Consider the following 23,982-nt stretch of genomic DNA (forward strand, 5'->3'; position numbering starts at 1 on the left):
TAAGCTGCGAACAGACCCGTGCTCCAACCGTAAGGGAGAACAAGAATAATGAAGCCGGCCTTGATCAACGACCATGCACAACTAGTGCTTCAAGCCGTGCAGGGTACTCACACCCACCAAGCCCCTGTTAATGACCTGGCCATCACCCGATCCTGGCGTCGGTGCCTGGATCAGTATCAGCTCGATCCCGCCAGTCGCCGGGCCCCTCATGTGGTTGAACATCCGCGCTTGCAGGATCATCGCGCCCCCCTGGAACACATCATCGCTGTAGCGCACTGGCAGATGAACCACTTGCACCAACAGCTCGGACGCGATGGCCACGTGGTGCTGCTCACCGATGCTCGCGGTGTGGCGATCGACAGTGTGTGCAACGAGTCCGAACGAGCCGATTTCCAGCGCTCCGGGCTCTGGCTCGGCTCGGTCTGGAGTGAAGATTGCGAAGGCACCAACGGTGTGGGCACCTGCCTGGTCGAGCAACAACAGGTCACCATCCGTCGTGATGAGCATTTTCGTAGCAAGCACGTTGGTCTGAGCTGTTCGGCGAGCCCTATATTTGATGCCAATGGAGAGTTGCTGGCCGTGCTCAACCTCTCTTCTATTCGGGATAATCACAGCCAGCAGCACTACTTCAGAGCCATGGCGTTGACCCAACTGTCAGCCAATCTGATCGAGAGCTGTTTTTTCCTGGGGCATGACCCTCAACGCTATTTGCTGCGCTTCCATCCCGAGGCGGGCTTCGTCGGGCTGCTGGGTGAAGGCCTGCTCAGCTTCGATGAAAGTGCGACTATCTGTTCAGTCAATCATTGCGCGCTGGATCTTCTGGGCCTGAGCCGGGACCAGGTGGTCGGGCAATCTCTGGCGATGTTGCTGCAAACACCTGTCGATCAGGTGATCAGTCAGGCCAGTTCACAACCGAGTGTTTGTTGGCCTTTGCGGCTCATGGACGGGCGCCTGGTTTACGTACAGTTGCGAGAACCTGTTCGCCCTGCGCCTTCAGTCACGCCTGCCCCTCAAACAATCAATGACGTGCATGTATGCCTCGAAGACCCGCGCCTGCAACGCGGCATTGCTCGCGCACTGCGTGTTATAGAGCATGATGTGCCGGTTTTTTTACAGGGTGAAACCGGAACTGGCAAAGAGGCTTTTGCTGCGGCGCTGCATCGAGCCAGCTCCAGAAGGAACCAGCCGTTTGTGGCGATCAACTGCGCGGCCATCCCCGAGACGCTGATCGAGAGCGAGCTGTTTGGCTATCGCGGCGGCAGCTTCACCGGGGCACGCAAGGACGGGATGATCGGCAAGCTGGAGCAGGCCCATGGCGGCATTCTTTTTCTCGATGAAATCGCCGATATGCCACTGGCGTTACAGACTCGCCTGCTGCGGGTGCTTGAAGAGCGTCAGGTGGTGCCGCTCGGTGGTGCGACGGCACGTGCGCTCGATGTCCGCCTTGTCAGTGCCAGCCACCAGGATCTGCAAGCCTGTGTGGCGCAAGGGCGCTTTCGCGAAGATCTTTTCTACCGGGTTGCCGGGTTTACCGTGCAACTTCCGCCGCTGCGCGAGCGTTCAGACAAGGGCAGTTTGCTCGACCTTCTGCTGCGTGAAGAGACAAAAGGCGCAAGGGTTCGCCTGGAAGCAGGTGTCAGAGAGCGTTTGCTGACTCAGCCCTGGCCGGGCAACGTGCGGCAACTGCGTACGTGCCTGCGCACACTGGTCGCGTTGTCGTCTGAGGGGCGCATTACTTTGGAGGACCTGGAGGAGTTACTGCCAACAGTGCCCGCCACGGCCGCGCCGGGCGAAAACCCACTGGAAGTCTGCGAACGCCAGACGCTGCTGGCGTTGATCGAGGCAGAACATTGGCACATCGCCCATGTTGCCGCCCGCCTGGGGATTAGTCGCAATACGCTCTATCGCAAACTGCGCCAGCACGGTATTTCACGGCCCGGTTGAGTGCAGAGCGGGATCGTCGAGTGTCCTCGCCCTGGCAGTATTTGAGCAGGGTTTCCAAGGCGGGAACGGATCGTCCTGGTTCAAACCTGCGACTTCACAAAGCTTCACATTTGCACGGCGGGAAAGCGGGGGGATATCGGTTAGCATCGCGGCGCAGCCTTGGGGCGCAAGCGTGGTAACGACAACGGCTTCAAATGGCTGACAAGCGTTTGAAAGCCGGGATCCCGGTAAAAAAGGTCTCTTTATTGTGTCTAATGGCAATTCAAACCGTTGGTTAGTCCTCATGTCGGTCATTCTGGCTTTCATGCCGATTGTCCTGGATTACACCATTCTTCATGTCGCAGTTCCGTCACTGACCCTTGCGTTGCAAGCAACGGGTACCGAGATTCTGTGGATCATCGACATCTACCCGTTGTTGATGGCCAGCCTGCTGATTCCCATGGGCACGCTGGCGGACAGGGTCGGCCATCGCCGAATGCTGCTGGCTGGACTGGGTATCTTCTGCGCCGGTTCCGTATTGGCCGCCTTTTCTCCGAATGTTGGATCGTTGATCGGGGCCCGGGCGTTCATGGCATTCGGTGGCGCCATGGTCATGCCCAGCGTCCTCGCGATTATTCGACAAACATTTGAAGATCAGAGCGATCAAGCCGTGGCGCTGGGTATCTGGGGCGCTGTTGCTTCCACCGGAGCCGCCATCGGGCCCTTGGTGGGTGGCGCACTGCTTGAGCATTTCTGGTGGGGATCGGTCTTCCTGATCAATGTGCCCGTGATGCTGCTGGTCATCCCCTTAGTGATCGCCTACATACCGCGACGAAGTGTGGTCGGCGATGGAAACTGGACCATCGGACAGTCCGTGATTCTGATCCTGGGTGTCATGGCAAGTGTTTACGCCCTCAAGTCGGGCTTCAAAACCAACAGCTCTCTATTCGTTACCGGTGCCTGTTTTGTATTCGGAGCACTGATGCTTGTCTGGTTTGTACGCAAGCAACTTAATACCTCGACCCCGATGCTTGATCTGAGCCTATTTTCCATTCCGGCGGTCAGCACGGGTATCGTCATGGCTCTGGTCACCATGGGTGCGCTTGCCGGGTTCGAATTGCTGCTGGCTCAAGAACTGCAGTTCGTTATGGGGCGTACCCCCCTGGAGGCCGGTATTTTCATGATGCCGCTCATGATTGCGGCTGCAATCGGTGGGCCTCTTGCAGGCGTCATCCTTCGGGCGATTGGCCTGAGGTGGGTTGCGAGTTGCTCGTTGCTGGTGTCTGCGGCCAGTCTTGTCGGGTTGGCCCAAATACACCTGGGCAGCGGCGGGGTGGCCGTTATTGTGATGCTGGTGGCTCTGGGGCTTTCCCTCAGCATTGGTTTAACCGCCTCGTCAGTGGCGATCATGAACAGCATTCCAATGGAGAAAGCGGGCTCTGCGGGAGCCCTTGAAGCCACGAGTTACGACCTTGGCACCGGACTGGGCATTACCGTTTTCGGTATTCTTCTCGTATCCACTTATGAAAAATCCATACAGCTGCCTGCGGGCATTCCATCTGCCATTGCCGAGACAGCCGTGCGGTCTATTGGTGAAACGATGATTGCGGCAAAAGCACTTGGAGGCATTCAAGGTCAGCAGCTTGCTGCAGCGGGGCAAAAGGCTTTCAGCGCCTCTCACAGTGTGGTTTTGCTGACGGCGGCTGCACTCGTCGGCGCATTGAGCCTGTTGGTCTGGTTTGTGTTGAAGCACCACAAAAGCCAATAGGGTCATTCCCGTGCAGGCAGTTGAAAAACTCGCCTGCACGTGAACAAAAGCTGCCCTGTTTACGCTTACTCCAGCACCTCTGCTATGGTGTTAAAGCCTTTAGTCGCTCATTTGGGCGATTTCCGTAAGCACGCTTTACGGCACCGTGATCACGGTCAGGTTCGCGAGTTAACGGGAAACGAATCAATGGACACTCCGCCTGTAGACCGTCCGCCCACCGAACCCCTGTCCCGGGCAGAGAAGCTTGTCGAGTTTCGCCGGCAGAAAACCCTGCTCAAGACCGGCGCCCTTCAAGACGCAATCTTCAACAGTGCCTACTTTTCCAGTATCGCTACCGATGAAAAAGGCGTCATCCAGATCTTCAATGTCGGCGCCGAACGCATGCTCGGTTATCAGTCCGAAGACGTGGTCAACCGGATCACTCCGGCAGATATCTCCGACCCTGCGGAATTAATTGCCCGCGCAGCCGCCTTGAGCCTTGAGCTCAATACACCGATCACTCCTGGCTTCGAAGCGCTGGTATTCAAGGCCTCACGCGGGATTGAGGACATTTATGAGCTGACCTATATCCGCAAGGATGGCAGCCGCCTCTCGGCAATGGTGTCGGTCACCTCATTGCGCGACAGCGCAGAAACCATCATCGGTTACTTGCTGATCGGCACCGACAACACGGCGCGCAAACAAGAAGAAGCGACCCAGGCCTTGCTGGATCAGCGTTTACGCGACCAGCAGTTTTATACGCGCTCGTTGATCGAGTCGAACATCGATGCCCTGATGATGACGGATCCGCAGGGCATCATTTCCGACGTCAATAAACAGATGATGGCGCTCACGGGGCGTACCCGGGACGAGTTGATTGGTGCGCCGTGCAAAAACTTTTTCACCGATCCGGCCCGCGCCGACGCTGCCATCAAGCGGGTGCTCAGTGAAAACAAGGTCAGCGACTATGAACTGACGGTGCGCGCTTATAACGGTACTGAAACCGTTGTGTCCTATAACGCGGCGACCTTTCACGACCGCGACCGCAAGTTGCAAGGCGTGTTCGCTGCTGCCCGTGATGTGACTGAGCGCAAGCGCTTCGAGCGAACCCTGGAAGAGAAGAACATCGAGCTCGAACACGCCAGCCACATGAAGTCCGAGTTTCTCGCCACCATGTCCCATGAACTGCGCACGCCGCTGAACGCTGTCATCGGTTTTTCGGAGGCGCTCAAGGACGGCATGGTCGGTGACATGAGCGAGACCCAGCGCGAGTACATCACCGACATTTTCAACAGCGGCCAACACTTGCTGTCGCTGATCAATGACATCCTCGACCTGTCCAAAGTCGAAGCCGGGATGATGGCGCTGGAGCTGGAGCCCGTCGAACTGCAGAGCTTGCTGAGCAACAGTTTATTGATCGTGCGCGAGAAAGCCGCATTGCAACGCATCCAGTTGAAACTCGACACCGATGCCGAGCTCGGCAGCTTTGAGCTCGACCTGCGCAAGACCAAGCAGATCGTCTACAACCTGCTGGCCAATGCCGTGAAATTCAGCGCGCCAGGGGGCGTAGTGACGTTGGCGGTACGCCAGGTTACCCGTGAACACGTGGGGAAACTGGCGGGTGATTGGCCCGTGCATGGCTTCGAGGTTCAGGACAGCGATTACGATGTGTTCCTGGAGTTGAGCGTGAGTGACACCGGCATCGGTATCGCCCAGGGCAATATGGACAAGTTGTTCAAGGCCTTTAGTCAAATCGACAGCAGTCTGGCGCGTAAATTCGAGGGCACCGGCCTGGGCCTGGCCATGGTCAAACAGTTGACCGAGCTGCATGGCGGCAGTGTCGCGGTGACCAGCAGGGAAGGGGCCGGAGCACGATTCGTGGTCTGGCTGCCGATCCGTCGTTTAACCCCTGTGGAGGCGCCATGGCCGAGATCCTGATCGTCGAAGACAATGCCGCCAACATGCGGCTGGCCCGGTTGCTGCTGACCAGTGCCGGCCACAGCGTGATTTGTGCGGCAGATGCGGAAACCGGGCTGAAGCTGGCGCGAGAGCTGCAGCCTGCGCTGATTCTGATGGACATCCAGTTACCGGGAATGGATGGCCTCAAAGCCACCTCGTTGCTCAAGAGCGATGCACTGACCGCGGCCATCCCGGTGATCGCGCTCACTGCCATGGCCATGAAGGAAGACGAAGAAAAAACACGGCTGGCGGGGTGTAATGCCTACATCATCAAACCTCTGCGCTACAAGGAACTTTACCGGGTCATCGACGCGTTGCTGCAAGGCAATCGGCCTCAGCAGCCCTCTCATTGAGCACTTCCTATGCCCAACCCTGCCGCTACCCTATTGATTGTCGATGATGAACCCCATGTCCGAAAACTGCTGAAGATCCTGCTGGAGAATCAGGGGTATCAAACCCTGGCTGCCAGTTCGGGAGAAGAGGCCCTTGTCATGGTCGAGGAACAGCCACCCGACTTGATCCTGCTCGACATCATGATGCCGGGCATGGACGGTTTCGACGTTGCCCGCCAGCTCAAGACGAACAAGGCCACGTCGAATATCCCGATCATCATGCTGTCCGCCCTTGGAGAGCACAGTGCGCGTATTTGCGGTCTGGAAGCAGGCGCCGAAGACTTCCTCAGCAAACCCGTGGAAAGTGCAGAGTTGTGGTTGCGGGTGCGCAACCTTTTGAGGCTCAAGGCGTTCGGCGATTATTTGAAAAGCCACAGCCTGATGCTGGAAGAGCAATTGCAACAACGCACCATCGACCTTGAGCGCTTTCGCTCGGCGATGGACGCTTCGGGCGATGCCATATTTCTGATCAATCGCAGCACCATGTGCTTGATCGAGTTCAACCGACGGGCCTGCCAGGTACTGGGCTTTACCGCGCAAGAGCTGCTGGGTAAAACACCCGCCGACCTCAGCGATGACTCCATCGAACACCTGGAAATGTTGTATGACCAGATCATCGCGGGCAAGGGCCCAAGCGAAGCCACGGAAACACAAATCCGCTGCAAGGACGGCAGTTTCCTCCCCGTAGAAGTCCACCGCCAGGCATACAAGACAGGCGATGACTGGATCATCGTCGGCATTGCCCATGACATCACGGAGCGCAAGGCCGCCGATCAACGCATGTTGAAAATGGCCCATTACGACACGCTGACCGGGCTGCCCAATCGCAAACTGTTTTTTACCACCCTGCAAATGGGGCTGACCCAAGCGTCGCTCAGTAATTGGCAGCTGGCAGTGGTGACGGTTGATCTGGATGACTTCAGTCGCGTCAATGAAACCTGGGGCCACCAACTGGGTGATCGCGTGTTGGCGCAGGTGGGGCAGCGATTGACCAACTGCCTTAATGTGAGCGACACAGTGGGGCGCATGGATGGTGACGAGTTTGCGCTGATCCTGATGATTCGCGAGGGTCAGGCAGATCCCCTGCAAACCGTGGAGCGCATACGCGAAACCCTGCGCGAGCCTTTTCAGTTGGGTGATCAGTCCACGGCGATGACCGCCAGCATTGGTATTGCACTGTACCCGGCCGACGGGAACGACGCGCATGGGTTGATCCGGCACGCGAACACCGCCATGCACCGTGCGAAGAAGCTCGGCAGGGATAATTATCGTTACTACACGGCGCAAATGAATGAGGAGGCCTCAACGCGCCAAGCGATTGAAACCGCCCTGCGTGATGCGGTGAGACAGCAGACATTTGAGCTGTTTTACCAACCCAAGATCAGTGTGGTCGACGGCAGCGTCTGTGGTCTCGAGGCCCTGTTGCGCTGGCAACAACCGGGGCAGGGCAATATCTCGCCAGCGGTATTCGTGCCGATACTGGAAAACCTGGGGCTGATTTCCCAGGTCGGCAATTGGGTGATCACCCGTGTGTGCAAGCAAATCGCCGATTGGCAACGGGCAGGTGAGGAGGGCATTCAGGTGGCGGTCAACGTCTCCTGCCAGCAGATCATAGACAGTGATTTCATTGTGAGCATTCAGCAGGCGCTGATCGACCATCAGATAGATCCCCACTGGCTTGAGATCGAACTGACGGAAAGCTCGCTCATGGAGAACACTTCGCACACCATCGCCAGCTTGCAGACTTTGCAACAACTGGGAGTCAAAGTTTCCATAGACGATTTCGGTACGGGATATTCAAGCCTCGCGTACCTGCGACGATTCCCGATCGACAAACTGAAGATCGACATCGCCTTCATCCGCGAGGTGACCACCAACCCCCAAGACGCAGCCATTGCCCGGACCATTATCGAGTTGGCCCATAGCCTCAACCTGCAAGTGATTGCCGAAGGTGTGGAGACCCCTGAGCAACTGGATTTTCTGAAGAAAAACGGCTGCGATCAGGTGCAAGGCTATCTTTTCAGCAAGCCACTGCCGGTTCTTGAGCTAGAAGCTTACTTGCGCGCGCGAGGGTGTTTTACTTAGATCACTGCAGGCAGTGCAATCCAAAAATGCGCCTCGCAGCGGGGCGCATCCATGATTCATACCTGTATTTCAGATTCAACATTTCAGAATACTTGGAATTGCGCAGATAGCCCTGCTCCTGGACTTTTCCTGGATAGAACAATTGCGTATCTCGGTTTCGCGATGAACCCGCAGAGTTATCTAGTCAGGAATTTAGCCAAGCCGCCGGTAAGAATTTGGCATATTTCTGATATGACTTTAAGAAATGTCCTACGGCGCGCCTGAAACTCTTGCAGTAAGATGTTCGGCTGACTAAAAGGAGCGGTATATATGGCTAATCATGGTTACATGACGATCACCGGCAAGGCTCAAGGACTTATTTCAGCAGGTTGTTCAACCCAGGAATCTATTGGCAATAAATGTCAGACCGGTTATGCCGACGAAATTATGGTGTTGTCTTACACCCACAGCATGATCAACATTGGAAATATCGATAAGCCAACAACCTAAAGTTGCATGCCTGGCAGCTGTGATTGCTGAAGGTAATGGGCAGTAGCACACTTATATTTTAAAGGCCGATGATAGTCTTACAGGCAAATCAATGTACCTAGAGTGAAAGACCAATGACAAATAGCGATATAACGTCAATCGGATATCTAGTGCTCTCTTTGGTGGTACTCACTTCCTTATATTTTCTATCGAGATTTTATTCTGGCGAACGGTTCAGATGGAGATGGTTTTTTATATGCTTATCTCTGACTATCTTCTTCGGGTCATTTCATATGAGTACCGTTAAATATGGATATGATCTTATTTTTCCTGCACTAAAACCTATCCTTCAAAATAATGATGCAGTTGGATGGATCGCATTTGTAAGTATTTTCCTGCACACATGCTGTGTTCCCACCCAATATGAGCCTAAGCGCTGGTTTTCATGAAAGAAAACTCACATCTGATCAGTCCCGCTCAGAGTAACCGTTCCACGTGAGCCGGGCTTGCCGTAACGCCTATTAGATTTCAGACCCACATTCCACAATGATTGGAATTCAACGTGGATTATCGAACACGAGAGACTGAGTATATTGGCTCCTCCCGGCGCTTCGAAGCGCTCACTTCAGAGGCCTCCATGAGTATTCTTTTTTCGCCCTTCACGCTTTGCGGTCTTACGTTGAAAAATCGCGTCGTCATGGCTCCGATGACTCGCGCGCGTGCGCTGAATGACATTCCCGATGACTTGACAGTGCTTTACTACCGCCAGCGAGCTGGCGCCGGGCTTATCGTCAGTGAAGGTGTTCCTGTTTCTATTCAGGGACGGGGCTATCTCTTCAACCCCGGTCTTTACAATCAGGAACAGGTTGAGGGATGGAAGCGCGTAACCCGGGCAGTCCATGAAGAAGGCGGGAAAATTTTCGCCCAACTCTGGCACGTGGGCCGTGTGTCCCATATGACGTTACAGCCAGACGGCGGGGCGCCTGTTTCATCGAGCCATAAACACGCGGCCAACTCCCTGGCCTATGCCTACAACGAGGAACATGAGCCAGGTCCGATCCAGGCCAGTGTTCCGCGAGCGCTTTCTACAGAGGAAATCCCGGGCATCACGAATGACTTTGTCCAGGCTGCTCGCAAAGCGATGGAAGCCGGTTTCGATGGCGTCGAAATTCATGGCGCTAACGGGTATTTGTTCGAACAGTTCATCAACCCAACGGTCAACGATCGCACAGACCATTACGGCGGTTCGATTCAGAACAGAATCCGTTTGCTGCTGGAAACCATCGATGCGGTTGCCCAGGAGGTAGGCCGCGCCAAAGTAGGTGTGCGTATTTCTCCATTTGGCCGTCTCTTCGACATGGCTCCGTTCGACGATGAGGCCCAAACCTGGGTTGAAGTCGCCCGCGAGATTCAACAGCGGGATATCGCGTACGTCCATTTGAGCGATCAGTTGACCATTGGTGCGGAGGGCATGCCTGACGGATTTGCGAGGAGTTTTCGTGAAACATTCCGGGGTACGTTGATCGCTGCTGGCGGCTTTGATCGCGAGTCTGCAGAACGTGCCCTTGAATCCGGGGAGCTGGATTTAATCGCTTTCGGTCGACCGTTCATTGCAAACCCCGACCTGGTGGAGCGAATGAAGAACGGCTGGCCCCTTGCAACACCTGATCGATCAACGTTCTACGGCAACAGCGGTAAAAAAGGCTATGTCGATTACCCAGTGTATGAATCTGTCGAATAGTCACGATTCATGATGCATGCGGGACAACAGTTCTCGGGTTTCATCCGGGAAGTGTTGCCCCGCATCCGGCAGGGTGTCTCCATCGGATACACCTAGTCGGGCCTGAAAATGATTGAGTCCCGCTGGGCCAGTGCCAACAGTTCATCAACGATCATTCTGATCTTCGGTTGAATGTACCGTGTTCGTGGCCAGATCACATGGATGGGCATCTCGGCGCCAGCGTAACGTTCAAGAACAGGAACCAGTGCACCCTGTTCGATTGAGTCCTGAACCAGCCAGGTGGGGAGTTGGGCGAGTCCTCCGCCTGCGAGGGTCATCTTCAGCATCATCTCACCGTCCCCTATCTCATGTTTGACGCGCACCTCTTGCTCAAATGTCTGGCCGTTTTCATCAATCAACATCCAGGTTTTTCGGGTGCCGTTACGCCAGCCTACGATGCAGTCATGTTGCAGAAGGTCGTTTCGATTTTGAGGTGCTGCGTGTCTGGCCAGGTAGTCTGGCGTTGCACAGATCAACAAACATTGGCTGCCCAGTTTTCGAGCCACTATGTCCCCATCGTCTTTCAAGGTTCCGATTCTCACCACTAGATCGATGCCATCGTTGACGATATCCACCAGCCGCTCACTGAAGCTGACCGACAGATCGAGCTTTTGGTATCGAACAGACATATCGATCAGGGTAGGCAGGATGTGACGTCGGCCAAAGGTCGCAGGCAGATCAACCCGCAGGCGGCCGATGGGTTCTTGCTGTCCTGTAGTCAGCAGGCCCTGGGTTTCAGCCAGTTCGTCCATCACCCGCAAGCAGCTCGCCAGGTAGGTTTCTCCTTCTTGAGTGAGCGTCAAACGGCGGGTTGTACGATGCAACAGCTTGACCCCCAGTCTCGCTTCCAGACGGCTCACGCTTTTTCCCACTGCTGAGCTGGTCACGCCAAGTTCAAGCCCGGCGCCTGTAAAACTGAGTAGCTGTGCGGCGGCTACGAACTCCCGAATACCGTCAAAGGTGTTGTCCGTCATTATGGAGTCCAGTTCTGTAATACATGGGATTTAACCCGTTTTATCGCCCGATCATACACAGATAGTGCCTTTGCTAACGCAGTCAGCTGCCTGCCGGCCAGACGACTTCCAGGCGGGTGTGGGTAATGCGCCATTCGCCGTCGATACGTGTGTACTCATCCGCGTAGATACCAAGCAGCAACAACGGGTTAGGGTCAGGTTTTGAGGCCGTTTCGAAGTCGATCAAGTAGCAGCGGCCTTGTGCGGTATCCGGCCCCGTGAGCTGGACCCAGTGGTTGGTGATCGCATGCATGAAGGGATAATTTTCTCGATGATCTCGATCGTACAATTTGAACGCGTCATTGAGACCGGACTGTATGGCCTCGATACCCTCCATCTTGCCGACAGTGACCTCCACTACCGCATCCGCGGAGAAGACCTGGTCGAGTGCGGCAATGTTATTGCCGTCGAGCAAGTGCGCGTAGAGCGTTCTAAGGTTGCGGATTTGTTCGCGGTCTAACAGTTCTTTGAGATAGATGTCCATGATCAGAAGCCTCTGTCGTTAATGAATGGTTTGCGCCTGCCGGGTCATCCAAACCGGCAAACAGTATTGCTGCCACTCTAGACAGAGTTCGAATGGAAGATAATCCAGGTTCTATTCCAATCATTTAATCCCCTAAGGATGAAATGATTGATTATGTGGCGGCCTTTGGTAAATTCGCCCAGCAAACAGCATGCATCGCACGTAGCATCCTCTTCTGGGCTTCAGATTCGGAAATCTTCATGGCAAAAAAACCAGCAGCACCCGCTACCGAGCGATCGATCACAGCACCCAAGAAGGGGGCCAGCCTTACCTTGATCGATGTTGCCAAGGTTGCCGGCGTTTCGCCCATGACCGTTTCAAGGGCACTGCATCGACCGGAATTGGTCACCGAACAGACGCGAGACAAAGTGCGTGAAGCCGTGCGACAGACCGGGTACGTCTCGAACATGCTGGCGGGTGGGCTGGCGAGCAATAAAAGCCGACTGGTGGCGATTTTCCTGCCGACCATTGCCAACTCGATTTTTGCCGACACCGTGCAGGCTCTGATGGATCGCTTGACTCAAGCGGGCTACCAGACCTTGCTGGGTTTGACGGGCTACTCTGCCGAAGAAGAAGAAAGGCTGCTCGAAGCGGTGCTCGGGCGGCGCCCGGATGGCATTGTCCTGACCGGCACACTCCACACCGAGTCCAGCCGTTTGCGGCTGGCGCAGGCAGGCATCCCGCTGGTTGAGGCGTGGGACCTGAGTGAAGATCCCCTGGACATGCTCGTCGGTTTCTCCCACGAAAAGGTGGGGGAGGAGACCGCACGCCATTTGGTCAAGAAGGGCTATAAGCGTTTCTCCGTGGTCACAATCAGTGACCCCCGTGGCCTGCGCCGTTGCAACAGTCTGATTGGCGAACTGAAACGCCTGGGTATTGAACAAGTGCCTATGGAAGTCTTGGCGCCACCCGCCACACTTGAAGTCGGCAGGGAAGGGCTGCGACGCCTGCTTGGGCGCCCAGTGCAGCCGGATATCGTGGTGTGCAGCTCGGATACTGTTGCGCAAGGAGTGCTGGCTGAAGCCGCCAGTCGCGGGATGCAGGTGCCTGCTGATCTTGCGGTCATGGGCTTCGGGGATTTGAGCAGTGCGGCTCAGGTTTACCCGGCATTGTCGACCGTCAGCGTCGATGGCAAGAAGATTGGCCTGCAGGTGGCGCTGGCTACTGTGCGATCCGATATGCTCGGGTGGTTCAAACAGATATCTCAAACCTTCGGCACGACCTTGATGCGATTTTGAGAGGTGTAGGAGGGCGACTCGCAGTAGGCGCAATCATGGGCGCTGTCCCCCTGTTGATGGGGGCGATTTCGTAGCTCATTGCCATCCAGCCCGAGATGTCGTTCGAGATCATTGAAGACACCAGTCAATCTCTGCTGGCGCAAATCGAGAGCGGCCGACTGGACATGGCGCTGTGTAGAACGTGTGTGAGCAACTCGCCGCATCTGTTCTCGAGTTCGCTTGTTCAGGATGAGACGCTGGCCGTCATCGGCAATATCGATCATCCGCTCAAGGAAGCGCAGACGCTTAGCCTTGAGCAGCTGGCTTCAAGCCGATGGATTGTGTACAGGGCGAACATGCCGATGCGGGTGCAACTGGAGCGTGAGTTTCACGATGCAGGCATTCGCTTCCCGCTCCATCTGGTCGAGACCACTTCAATCCTGGCGACTTTGTCGCTCCTGCAAAACCAGTCCGATTTTGTGGCCCTGGTTTCAATAGATGTAGCGAACCAATGTGCTCAACACCACCGAATACGGATCTTGCCCCACTCGATAAAGTCGGTCAGCGATCCCTACGAACTGGTCACCCGCAGGGGCGGTCAGGCTACACCAGCCATGAAGCAGTTAACGGAGTTACTGCTTGGCCCAGCAGAAACTGTTGATCCGGATGTTTGATGCAGCGGTGACAAGATGTGATTGCCCACCAAAGCAAAAGGGCCCGCAGAGCAGCAATAATGTTCACTCAAGAGCAACGCGGCTCAAGTGTGGGAGCGGGCTTGCTCGCGAGGGTCTTCAGTGCGCCGCATTTACTTGGTAAATACGCGTCACCGTTAACGACCATCGCGAGCAAGCCCGCTCCCACAGAGGCCGAATTAACATTGCCGTGAACGCTATGCCGGTTTTCAGCGAGCAGTCAGCGCGGAGTAACTGTTCATGAGGTTCCGGTAGTTGGGAATACGCTGAGACAGCAGGTTGCCCAGGCCTTCAATGTCGTTGCGCCAATCGCGTTGCAGCTCGCACGCTACAGAGAACCAGTTCATCATCTGGGCGCCAGCCTGGCTCATGCGGTTCCAGGACGCTTGTTGTACGGTGGTGTTGAACGTCCCCGACGAGTCAGTTACCACGAACACGTCAAACCCTTCAGCCAGTGCCGACAACGTTGGGAACGCTACGCAGACATCTGTCACCACGCCGGCGATGATCAATTGCTTGCGGCCCGTTGCCTTGATCGCCTTGACGAAGTCCTCGTTGTCCCAAGCGTTGATCTGGCCTGGACGAGCGATGTACGGCGCGTCCGGGAACATTTCCTTGAGTTCGGGAACCAGCGGGCCGTTGGGGCCTTGTTCAAAACTGGTGGTGAGGATGGTAGGCAGCTCGAAGAATTTCGCGACGTCAGCCAGGGCCAGCACGTTGTTCTTGAACTCGTTGGGTGTGAAGGCCTGCACCAGAGAAATCAAGCCTGTCTGGTGGTCGACCAGCAGAACTACGGCGTCGTCTTTGTTCAGGCGGTTGTAAGTTGCGTTAGTCATGGTGGAATCCTTTTCGAAGTGGCGGGTGGCTGTCGTTCAGCGATGAGCTCAGATTAATGTTCTGATCTGCAATGAAAAAGCACCTGAAAAACGATTGACTGTCCACCTGAGCGAGACAATGCATCTTCAGCTCTTTGGGTGAGCGAGCAGGGTGCCGTAGGGAACGGACAGAAAGGCAGCTGTTGCAAGCGGAACAGTGGATCAACAATCTGTCCGGCGGGCGACACTATGGCGCTTCACGAAACGTCATAACTCATTGATTTTATAGAGATATTGAAATGGCACGGTTTCTGCTCCAGTCCTTGTGCAGGTGCCGCGGCGGCCTCTGCAATCACGAGGACGCGCAATGAGCCAGGACAACATCAAGTTTGCCTACTGGGTTCCCAACGTCAGCGGGGGACTTGTGATCAGCAAGATCGAACAACGCACCAGCTGGGACATCGATTACAACCGCAAGCTGGCGCAAATTGCCGAAAAGGCCGGTTTCGAGTACGCCTTGTCACAGATCCGCTTTACCGCCGGTTATGGCGCCGAAAACCAGCATGAGTCGGTGACCATCAGCCACGCATTGTTGGCCGCCACCGAGAAGCTCAAAGTGATCGCTGCCATCCTGCCTGGGCCCTGGAGTCCGGTACTGGCTGCCAAACAGCTGGCCACCATCGACCAGTTCACCAACGGTCGGGTTGCGGTCAATATCGTGTCGGGCTGGTTCAAGGGCGAGTTTCGGGCCATTGGCGAGCCGTGGCTGGACCACGATGAGCGCTATCGTCGCTCGGAAGAATTCATCCAGGCGCTCAAGGGCATCTGGACCCAGGACAACTTCAGTTTTCATGGCGACTTCTACCGTTTCCATGACTTCACGCTCAAACCCAAGCCACTGCAGCAACCGCACCCGGAAATCTTCCAGGGTGGCAGCTCACGCGCTGCGCGGGAGATGGCTTCGCGGGTTTCCGATTGGTACTTCACCAACGGCAACAGCGTCGAAGGCATCAAGGCCCAGATCGACGACATTCGGGCCAAGGCTGCGCTCAATGGCCATTCGGTGAAAGTGGGGGTGAACGCTTTTGTCATCGCCAGAGAAACAGAAGCTGAGGCTCAAGCGGTACTGGAGGAGATCATCGCGAAGGCCAATCCAGAGGCCGTCAACGGTTTCGGCAGCGAGGTGAAGAACGCCGGTGCCTCCAGTCCTGAAGGCGAAGGGAACTGGGCCAAGTCCACTTTCGAAGACCTGGTGCAGTACAACGACGGCTTCAAGACCAACCTGATCGGTACTGCGCAGCAGATTGCTGAACGCATCGTAGCCCTCAAGGCCGTGGGCGTGGACCTGATCCTCAGTGGCTTCCTGCACTTTCATGAAGAAGTGGAGTACTTCGGCAGAAAGGTGTTGCCGTTGGTGCGTGAGCTGGAGCGCGAGGCGGTCACGGCCAAGGCTGCGGCACTCGCTTAAAAGACGGGATGGGCGTCTCGCGGCTGAGCCCCTGATCCGATGTGCAATCCGGCCTCAGGACCCAGCTGGAATACCCCTCAAGACGATTGGCGGGCAGGCATTTGGTGGACGTGTCGGGGGTCGCGGAGCCATTGCTGCAATTCCGTTTCGGCTTGCTCCATGGCATTGCGGTTAAGCAACTTTCGCATCAATGCGATGCTGACCGCACGAGCCCTGAGATTGTAGGTATAGCTACCCAGATGGCCATCGGTTGGCTGATAGACACCGAGCTTTTCGTACAACTGCTGCAATCTATTTTGTACGCTGCGCAATGAAAGGCAGCGTCGGCTGGCTATGGCACGGTCTGTAAGTCCCAGTGCGATGTCTTGCAGCACTTCATACTCGGTGTCCGTCAGGCCAAGCACCTGGTCTTGGGACTTCTGCTGCACGCCGCGTATCTCGCGATCTATGACGCATTGTTGCTCAATGAAAAGACTGCGCAGCGCCAGGCGCAAGCGCTCCTCCGAGGCGGTCTTGAGCACGTAGCCGTAAGCAGCGCCCTCTGGAACGATTCGCGAGATGCCTCGCACATAGGCTTCATCAGCATAATTAGACCAGAACAGAATCGATGTATCGGGCCGGTCTCGCCAGATCGTCTTGGCAGCCTCGACCCCGGTGCGTCTGGGCATCTGCAAATCCATCACCACCGCCGTGATCCCATACTCATGGGCCAGTCGCTCTCCTGCCAGCCCGTCCTCGGCCTCCAGCAACCGGGTGCACTCAGGAAGCGCCAGTTCTATAACTTCCTTGAGAAATGCGCGATGAACGGGGTCATCTTCAATCAACAAGACATCCATCAAGCGTTTTGCTCCGGTTCAAGGTGAGGGACGGGCAGGGGCAGACTTATACAGACGTGTGTTCCCTTGCCTTGCGGACCGGTCTCGATCTGCAGTTGGGCGTCGAGCAAGCGAGCGCGGATTTTCATGTTCTGTATACCGCCGCAGTTCAGCAGATTATCCCGGTCAAGTCCCAGGCCATCATCGACGATGGAAAACTGCAGGCGGTTTGCGACCCGGCTGATCTCGATGTCGATGGAATCCGGATATGCGTGTTTGATAGCGTTGTTAACCGCTTCCTGGATGATGCGGAACAGGGCAATTTTCTGCGGCTCTGCAAGCTTGTTTGCTAACCCGTCTGTGGTGTCACGCAGGCGAGTGGCAATGCTCAGGCCACTGTTGCGCACACTGCGCAACAACAAATCCTCTACGCCTTCTTCCAGGCCGAAAAGCTGGAGCACTGTGGGTTTGACCGCATCAATGATAAGGCGCAGCTCCTGCATGCTCTCGTGCAACGCGTCACTGACGGGTTTCAGGTCATTCCCCGACAACGTATCCACGGTCATCAGGCGTGCGATCCGGCGGTGCAGGCGCGTCATGTCGGCCAGCGTCTGGTCGTGTAAATCCATGCCAATGCGCTGCCGTTCGTTTTCCAGCTCCTCGGTCAAGCGCAGGGCACCCAGGCGCAAGCCCTCTTCTCGGGCGCGAATCTGGGTTTCGGCGATCGCCAGTCTTTTTGCTTGATCGGTCTGGCGGAGTGCGTAGAGGTAGGACGCCAGCAGATCGGCGACATGCTGGGTATGGTGCACGTCTTCCAGGGTGTAGTAATCGGCTGCATGTTTGGAACAGCTCAATGCACCGATAATTTCACCTCGCGCACGCAACGGCACGTGAAGTCTGCTGCGCAGTCCCGCATCGAAAATGGGCGTGTTGAACGCGCCGGCAAACTGATAGCGGGGGTCAGTCGTAGCGTCTTGACTGAGGATGTAAGGTTCCTCTCCCAACAGCAGGGCACGGATCGGACTTTCCACGATCGGCAGCGGGTGATTGGCAAAGTTGCTCCATGCGGTGTGTAACCCCGTTTCATAAGCATGCAGATGGTTTTCTCCATCCAGCAACAGCAAGCTGATGTCCAGGTGATCATGGGGCAGGATGATGCGAATTTCCTCGGAAATTGCGTCGATCATCGACTGGAAGTCCAACTGACCCGCGAGGGCCCTGGAGATGCCGAGAAAGTGATGGAGGACATCCTCGGCATGGATGCTGGGTCGTTTCACGGTCATGCACCTTTTCTTTTTGTAGCCCTACCATACCCGCTATCACCGAATGCGGGCATCCCTCTGCGCGGGCGATCAGGTGACCTGATTGAAAAACTGCGAATGCTCGCAGGCAGACTGCGTGATCCCGCATATTTGGTGCGGTGTCGCGCCGCATATCTGCATTGATGTGCGCAGACGCTGGCTGTGAGACGGCGCAGACTGAAATCGAACTTGCGTAAAACGGTGAGCATCCATCCATTGGACCGCCCGAACCCCAAAAATAATAACAAAGGTCAATCCATGAAAATTCGTCCGTTGCGATGCCTGTTTCTATCAAGCGCGCTGTTGCTTTCTCCCTTCATGCAAGTGCAGGCCGATACGGCCGACAAGACCATCGCCTTGTCCAATAACTACGCGGGTAATTCCTGGCGTCAGAATATGCTTGGCAGCTGGAAACAGACCACCGACGACGCTGTGAAAAAAGGCGTTATCGCTTCGGCAGACGCCTTCACAACCGGTGAAAATCAGGCCACCGAGCAGGCGGCACAAATCCAGAACCTCATCCTTCAGGGTTACAGCGCCATCGTCATCAACGCAGCGTCGCCGACCGCTCTAAATGGCGCCGTCAAGCAGGCCTGCGATGCGGGCATTATCGTCGTGTCCTTCGATGGCATCGTCACCGAACCCTGTGCCTATCGCATCTCCATGGACTTTAAACAAAGCGGTCTTGACCAGATGGATTATCTGGCCAAACGCTTCCCAAATGGCGCAAACATTTTGGAGATTCGCGGGCTGGCAGGCGTCTCGGTGGATGAGCAGATCCATTCCGGGATCGTTGCGGGTGCGCAAAAGTATCCCAACCTGAAAATCGTTGGTTCGGTAAACGGCAACTGGTCACAGACTGCCGCGCAGAAAGCGGTGGCGGGCATTTTACCTAGCCTGCCCCCTATAGATGCCCTGGTGACTCAAGGGGATGACGGTTACGGCGCGGCCCAGGCGTTCATGTCCGCTGGACGGCCGACGCCGACGATTATCTTCGGTAATCGCGAGGAAGAGCTGTCGTGGTGGAAGAAACAGAAAGACGCCAACGGCTACCAAAGCTTTTCGATTTCCAGCGCTCCGAGCATCTCCAGCCTGGCGTTCTGGGTAGCCCAGCAATTGCTGGATGGCAAGAAAATGCCCCATGACTTGCTGTCGCCAGCAGTCAGCGTGACTCAGGACTCACTGGAGCCTGCACTCAAGGGCCTTGAGAAGGGCGGGATTGTCAGTCAGGTCTACAGCGTCGAGGACGTCGCCACGCTGACAAGCCCATCCGCTCATTGACCCGCGTGTGCCGCGCCTGAGTGCGCGGCAATGCCGAGGAGAATGTCATGTCTGACTTTCAACGAGCGCTGGTAACCTTCCAAGGTATCGGCAAATCGTTTGGCGCTGTTCGTGCCCTGTGTGACGTCAACCTGAGTGTTCAGGCCGGAGAGTGTCTGGGGTTGATCGGCCATAACGGCGCGGGTAAATCCACCCTGATGCAGGTCTTGGCCGGCACTCTTTCTGCCGACTGCGGTGCGCTGCTGGTCGGCGATCAGGAAGTACGCTCCAGCTATGGCGTGCAGGTGGCACGCCAGCACGGGATCCGCTGTGTGTTTCAGGAACTGTCGTTATGCCCAAACCTCAGCGTCGCCGAAAATACCCGGCTGATGTCACCGGCTATTCGTGGCTGGGGCTGGCGACGTAAAGCCAGGGCGCTGATCGAAGCCAGTCTTGATCAGATTTTTCCGGGCCATGATATTCGTGGCGACGACATCGTGGCCGAGTTGCCGATCGGCAAACGCCAGATGGTCGAAATTGCCCGTGCATTCGTGCGTGTCGATGAACGCCTGGACTTGGTGATCCTCGATGAGCCCACGTCCTCTCTGGATTCGCGGGTTGCCGAACAACTCCTGCAGTTTGTCCGGCGCTTTGTCGGCGCTGGCGGCAGCATCGTGCTCATTAGCCACATTCTTGGGGAGATGCTGGACACCTGTGACCGCATTACCGTAATGCGTGACGGGCGAGTGGTAGAGATTCGCCCCGCGACGAATTTTACCCACGCGTCCCTGGTGGAGTGCATGGGGAGCGCCGCAAAGGCGGCTTGCGAACAGCACGTTTTTGTCTCGCGACGGGCCCATGGTTCTCCCGTGGTGGCTCAACGTCCGGCCCGTCAAGCCAATGCAATGACAGTCAATGCGCATCCTGGCGAAATCGTCGGTCTCACCGGGTTGGCAGGACATGGCCAAAGCCAGTTACTCATTCAAATACTGCGTCACCGTATTGCCAGGGGGCAGGGCGCCGCGCTCGTGGCCGGGGATCGACAAAATGACGGTGTGTTTGCGATGTGGTCTATCGCCGAGAACATCACGATCAGTTCGTTGGCCCACCTGAAGCGCGGCGCCCTGATCGATCCGGACGCAGAGCATGCCATGGCTGAAGAATGGCAAAAACGCATGGGAATCCGCACCCCGGATATGGGAAACCCCATCCTTTCACTGTCGGGCGGTAATCAACAAAAAGCACTGTTCGCCCGCGCATTGGCATCGCGCAGCGATCTGATCCTGATGGATGATCCCATGCGTGGCGTTGATGTCGGCACCAAGCGTGAGGTGTACTCGATCATCGCTCAGGAGGCGGCCAAAGGGCGCACCTTCATCTGGTACACCACAGAGCTGGAAGAGCTCGATTACTGTGACCACATCTATGTGTTTCGTGATGGCCAGGCAGTCCTTGACCTGCCACGCAGCCAACTAAGCGAGGAGCAGATTCTTCGCTGCTCCTTTGTGGAGCAAACGGCATGAATGCATCTACCTCGCTACCGCTGAAAGGCGCTGCGGTCAAATCGCCCGGATTGAACTATGCACGCCTGCTGCGCAGTGCGTTGCCCGGGGTTTCACTCGTGGTGCTGCTGATCACCATTTTCATCATGCAGCCCAGGGCCATGAGTTACATGGGCATGAACCTGATGCTTAACCTGGCGGTGCCGATCGCCTTGGCGACCGTCGCCCAGATGCTGATCATCACCGTCAACGATCTTGACCTGTCGCTGGGCAGTTTTATCAGCTTCGTCGCCTGCGTGGCGGCAACGTTGCTGGACCAGCACCCCGTACTTGGCTGCCTGGCGTTGCTCGGATGCATTGCGGTGTACGCGTTGCTGGGCGCGCTGATTCATATACGTAACTTGCCTTCCATCGTTGTAACTCTGGGCATGTCGTTCGTGTGGATGGGCGCTGCTGTGCTGTTGTTGCCTGCGCCGGGAGGCAGTGCGCCTGAATGGCTGCAGAGCCTGGTTCGTATCAAGACACCGTTGCTGCCATTCGCGATCATTGTCTGTGTGGTGCTAGCGATTGCCGTACATGTGTTTTTGATGCGTTCGACGCTGGGTGTTGTGTTGCGGGGGGCGGGGGGAAATCCGCTGGCCATTGCGAAGGCAGGGTGGTCGCTGCTGCGCATCAAGATAACCATGTATGCGCTGGCCGGTACATTCGGGGTCTTCGCCGGCCTGTTTTTAGTCGGCCTGACCACCTCTGCTGACGCAAGCATCGCGCTGCGTTACACCTTGTTGTCCATCGCGGGCGTGATCCTCGGGGGCGGTGAGTTTGTCGGCGGCCGCGTCTCGCCCACCGGCGCAGTGCTGGGAGCCCTGACACTGGTGCTGGCAGGCTCGCTGCTGTCCTTCATGCGCATTTCGCCAGACTGGCAGATGGGTGCCCAGGGCGCGATTCTGATTCTCGTCCTCGCCTTGCGTACGTCCGTCAACCGTCTTGAGGCTCGCCCACTATGAAGCGTGTTCCGTTACTCACCACTGTCATGGGCAAGCCCTGGGTATGGTCGTTCCTCGCCGCCTTGCTGATTTGGATCGCGACCATTGCGTTCACCGGGGGCCAGGGTGCAGGTTCGCTGTTGTCAGGCTCACTAAGCTTCTCGGCGTTCTTCGTGATAGTCGGCATCGGCCAGATGTTTGTGATTACCACGGGCCCGGGCAACATAGATTTGTCGATTCCGGCCAATATCGCACTCAGCGGGGCCATTGGCATGAAGTTGATGGACGGCCAGCCAGGTCTGATCTGGTTGGGCGTTCTAGGTGTACTGGGGGCCGGTATGTTGATCGGTTGTGCCAACTACGCCTTGATCCGGGTGCTTCGCATACCGCCGATCATTGCCACGCTGTCAGCCAGTTTCCTGTTGCAGTCAATGGCGATTGCCTACGGTCGAAGCATTCGGATCCAGCCACCGGAAATGTTCTACCAGTTCTGCACCGGCAACATCTTGGGCGTGCCGTACCTGGCAATCAGCGTCGTGCTGCTGGCAGTCGTCATGGGCTACGTGCTGACACGCAGCATCTACGGCCGATGGACGATCGCCATTGGCCAGAACGCCCGTGCTGCGGAGCTTGCCGGTGGGCATGTCAACCTGATCCGCTTCGCGACCTACGTACTCAGTGCGGTCTTTGCCAGCCTCTGCGGCCTTCTGCTGGCCGGTTTTTCCGGAGGGGCTTCGTTGAGCATGGGCGAGGAGTACCTGCTGGCCTCGATTGCAGTCGTGGTGATCGGCGGGACCTCAGTGGCGGGTGGATTTTCCAACGTGCCCGGCATCTGGGGAGCGGCGCTGTTTCTTTATCTGCTGGTAAGCATGCTCAACACCTTTGGCGCCAGTGCCGGGGTGCGCTTGATCCTTACCGGCCTGATCATCATTGCGGTCATCACCGCCGTCAGTGGCCGCAAGTCGGCACGCACTGCCTGAATAGAGGGTATTTCCATGTTTGAACCTCACTATGAATACATCGATGAACGCTTCCGCGCATTGACACTGCCCAACACTCAACTCGAGCAGCTCTATAACCAATGCCGCTGGGCCGAGGGGCCGGTCTGGTTTAACGACGGTGGTTACCTGTTGTGGAGTGACATTCCCAACCAGCGTATTTTGCGCTGGACGCCAGAGCAGGGCGTGTCGGTGTTTCGTCAAGACTCCAACTTTGCTAACGGGAATACCCGAGATCTTCAGGGCCGGCTGGTCACCTGTGAACACGGCCCACGCCGCGTAACCCGCACTGAGCCGGACGGGTCGATCACGGTGATCGCGGATCGTTACCAGGGCAAACGCCTGAACTCACCGAACGACGTGGTGGTTCACCGTGACGGCGCCATCTGGTTTACTGACCCGACCTACGGAATCCTCACTGATTACGAAGGCTTCCAGGCCGAGCCGGAGCAGCAAAGCCAGAATGTCTATCGGGTCGATCCGGTGACGGGTGAAATCCAATGCGTAGCGGATGATTTCGTTCAGCCCAATGGCCTGGCATTTTCGGCCGATGGCAAGACTCTGTACATTGCCGACTCGGCGCGCACACATGACCTCGCAGCCCCACATCACATTCGAGCGCTGGAGGTGATAGACCACTGTCGTTTGGGTCGTTCGCGGGTGTTCGCCGAGATCGAACCCGGGATCCCCGACGGCTTGCGCGTCGATGTACAAGGGAACGTGTGGACGAGCGCGGGTGACGGGATTCAATGCTTTGCTCCTGACGGCACATTACTGGGCAAGATCCTGCTGCCGGAGAAAGTCGCCAACCTCACGTTCGGCGGTCCACGTCGCAACCGCTTGTTTATCACCGCGAATACGTCGCTCTACATGATCCATGTGGCGGTGGCGGGCGCACAGAGGCCGTGAAGGTGATCGCTCCCCAACACGGCACAAACTGAGTTGCATCGGTATGAAAAAACCGCCCGGAGGGGGCGGTTTTGCTCACTTGAGAGCTACGCTGCTCAAGTGTGGGAGCGGGCTTGCTCGCGATGATCTTCA

18 protein-coding genes and 2 pseudogenes are annotated in these 23,982 nt (G+C 56.5%); 15 read left to right on the forward strand and 5 right to left on the reverse strand.

The window, feature by feature from the left end; translation table 11 throughout:
- Positions 1–48 precede the first annotated feature (48 nt).
- The 7 genes and pseudogenes from AACY07_RS15940 to AACY07_RS15970 all read left to right on the forward strand — a co-directional run bounded on the left by AACY07_RS15940 (position 49) and on the right by AACY07_RS15970 (position 10,315).
- The gene (locus AACY07_RS15940) at positions 49–1,944 is read left to right on the forward strand and encodes a sigma-54-dependent Fis family transcriptional regulator (RefSeq protein WP_339475973.1); all 1,896 of its coding nucleotides are present in this window, start codon (positions 49–51) and stop codon (positions 1,942–1,944) included.
- Between the two features lie 283 nt (positions 1,945–2,227).
- A complete protein-coding gene (locus AACY07_RS15945; protein ID WP_339475976.1) occupies positions 2,228–3,691 on the forward strand; it encodes an MFS transporter in 1,464 nt (487 codons plus the stop codon).
- A gap of 186 nt (positions 3,692–3,877) precedes the next feature.
- Entirely contained in the window at positions 3,878–5,608 is a 1,731-nt protein-coding gene (locus AACY07_RS15950; protein WP_339475978.1) for a PAS domain-containing sensor histidine kinase, read from the forward strand.
- Positions 5,593–5,982 (forward strand): response regulator, encoded by a 390-nt coding sequence (locus AACY07_RS15955; RefSeq protein WP_133079469.1) that lies wholly within the window; start codon positions 5,593–5,595, stop codon positions 5,980–5,982. Before AACY07_RS15950 ends, AACY07_RS15955 begins: the two co-directional genes overlap by 16 nt.
- A 9-nt stretch (positions 5,983–5,991) precedes the next feature.
- Positions 5,992–8,106, forward strand: coding sequence for an EAL domain-containing response regulator (locus AACY07_RS15960; protein ID WP_339475981.1), 2,115 nt, complete (start codon positions 5,992–5,994; stop codon positions 8,104–8,106).
- A gap of 309 nt (positions 8,107–8,415) precedes the next feature.
- Positions 8,416–8,589: pseudogene (gene tssD / locus AACY07_RS15965) on the forward strand (type VI secretion system tube protein TssD); the annotation flags it as partial.
- Positions 8,590–9,211: 622 nt separating this feature from the next.
- The gene (locus tag AACY07_RS15970; RefSeq protein ID WP_339475983.1) at positions 9,212–10,315 is read left to right on the forward strand and encodes an alkene reductase; all 1,104 of its coding nucleotides are present in this window, start codon (positions 9,212–9,214) and stop codon (positions 10,313–10,315) included.
- 92 nt (positions 10,316–10,407) lie between these two features.
- Here AACY07_RS15970 and AACY07_RS15975 read toward each other — a convergent pair whose 3' ends face one another.
- Positions 10,408–11,328, reverse strand: a complete 921-nt coding sequence (locus tag AACY07_RS15975; protein WP_339475986.1) for a LysR family transcriptional regulator — start codon at positions 11,326–11,328, stop codon at positions 10,408–10,410.
- Positions 11,329–11,410: 82 nt separating this feature from the next.
- The gene (locus tag AACY07_RS15980) at positions 11,411–11,851 is read right to left on the reverse strand and encodes a nuclear transport factor 2 family protein (protein ID WP_019822564.1); all 441 of its coding nucleotides are present in this window, start codon (positions 11,849–11,851) and stop codon (positions 11,411–11,413) included.
- 239 nt (positions 11,852–12,090) lie between these two features.
- Here AACY07_RS15980 and AACY07_RS15985 point away from each other — a divergent pair, with 239 nt between their 5' ends.
- Together AACY07_RS15985 and AACY07_RS15990 are read left to right on the forward strand one after the other, a co-directional pair.
- A complete protein-coding gene (locus tag AACY07_RS15985; RefSeq protein WP_339475990.1) occupies positions 12,091–13,128 on the forward strand; it encodes a LacI family DNA-binding transcriptional regulator in 1,038 nt (345 codons plus the stop codon).
- Positions 13,047–13,781 (forward strand): annotated as a pseudogene (locus tag AACY07_RS15990) (LysR substrate-binding domain-containing protein); the annotation flags it as partial. The gene AACY07_RS15985 and the pseudogene AACY07_RS15990, both read left to right, overlap by 82 nt.
- A gap of 227 nt (positions 13,782–14,008) precedes the next feature.
- Here the strand turns inward: AACY07_RS15990 and ycaC are convergent.
- Entirely contained in the window at positions 14,009–14,635 is a 627-nt protein-coding gene (gene ycaC, locus AACY07_RS15995; protein ID WP_339475992.1) for an isochorismate family cysteine hydrolase YcaC, read from the reverse strand.
- A gap of 346 nt (positions 14,636–14,981) precedes the next feature.
- Here ycaC and sfnG point away from each other — a divergent pair, with 346 nt between their 5' ends.
- Complete coding sequence (sfnG, locus tag AACY07_RS16000; protein WP_339475995.1) at positions 14,982–16,082, forward strand: dimethylsulfone monooxygenase SfnG; 1,101 nt, start codon at positions 14,982–14,984, stop codon at positions 16,080–16,082.
- A 77-nt stretch (positions 16,083–16,159) separates the two neighbouring features.
- Here the strand turns inward: sfnG and AACY07_RS16005 are convergent, their stop codons facing one another.
- Both AACY07_RS16005 and AACY07_RS16010 read right to left on the reverse strand, forming a co-directional pair.
- Positions 16,160–16,918, reverse strand: a complete 759-nt coding sequence (locus tag AACY07_RS16005; RefSeq protein WP_339476274.1) for a response regulator transcription factor — start codon at positions 16,916–16,918, stop codon at positions 16,160–16,162.
- A complete protein-coding gene (locus AACY07_RS16010) occupies positions 16,918–18,180 on the reverse strand; it encodes a GAF domain-containing sensor histidine kinase (protein ID WP_339475997.1) in 1,263 nt (420 codons plus the stop codon). The genes AACY07_RS16005 and AACY07_RS16010 overlap by 1 nt, the downstream gene beginning before the upstream one ends.
- A gap of 276 nt (positions 18,181–18,456) precedes the next feature.
- On the opposite strand from AACY07_RS16010, the gene AACY07_RS16015 reads away from it, so the two are divergent.
- From AACY07_RS16015 to AACY07_RS16035, 5 genes are read left to right on the forward strand one after another with little or no spacing between them, the layout of a single operon-like run.
- The gene (locus AACY07_RS16015) at positions 18,457–19,479 is read left to right on the forward strand and encodes an ABC transporter substrate-binding protein (RefSeq protein ID WP_133079486.1); all 1,023 of its coding nucleotides are present in this window, start codon (positions 18,457–18,459) and stop codon (positions 19,477–19,479) included.
- A 47-nt stretch (positions 19,480–19,526) separates the two neighbouring features.
- Positions 19,527–20,981: a sugar ABC transporter ATP-binding protein gene (locus AACY07_RS16020; RefSeq protein ID WP_339475999.1), complete on the forward strand. Its 1,455-nt coding sequence runs from the start codon at positions 19,527–19,529 to the stop codon at positions 20,979–20,981.
- Positions 20,978–21,964, forward strand: coding sequence for an ABC transporter permease (locus AACY07_RS16025; RefSeq protein ID WP_339476002.1), 987 nt, complete (start codon positions 20,978–20,980; stop codon positions 21,962–21,964). The genes AACY07_RS16020 and AACY07_RS16025 overlap by 4 nt, the downstream gene beginning before the upstream one ends.
- Entirely contained in the window at positions 21,961–22,923 is a 963-nt protein-coding gene (locus AACY07_RS16030; protein WP_339476005.1) for an ABC transporter permease, read from the forward strand. The genes AACY07_RS16025 and AACY07_RS16030 overlap by 4 nt, the downstream gene beginning before the upstream one ends.
- A gap of 15 nt (positions 22,924–22,938) precedes the next feature.
- Positions 22,939–23,850 (forward strand): SMP-30/gluconolactonase/LRE family protein, encoded by a 912-nt coding sequence (locus AACY07_RS16035; RefSeq protein ID WP_339476007.1) that lies wholly within the window; start codon positions 22,939–22,941, stop codon positions 23,848–23,850.
- Positions 23,851–23,982: the final 132 nt, after the last annotated feature.

The organism is Pseudomonas sp. RL_5y_Pfl2_69, from assembly GCF_963970465.1.
GTDB lineage: Bacteria > Pseudomonadota > Gammaproteobacteria > Pseudomonadales > Pseudomonadaceae > Aquipseudomonas.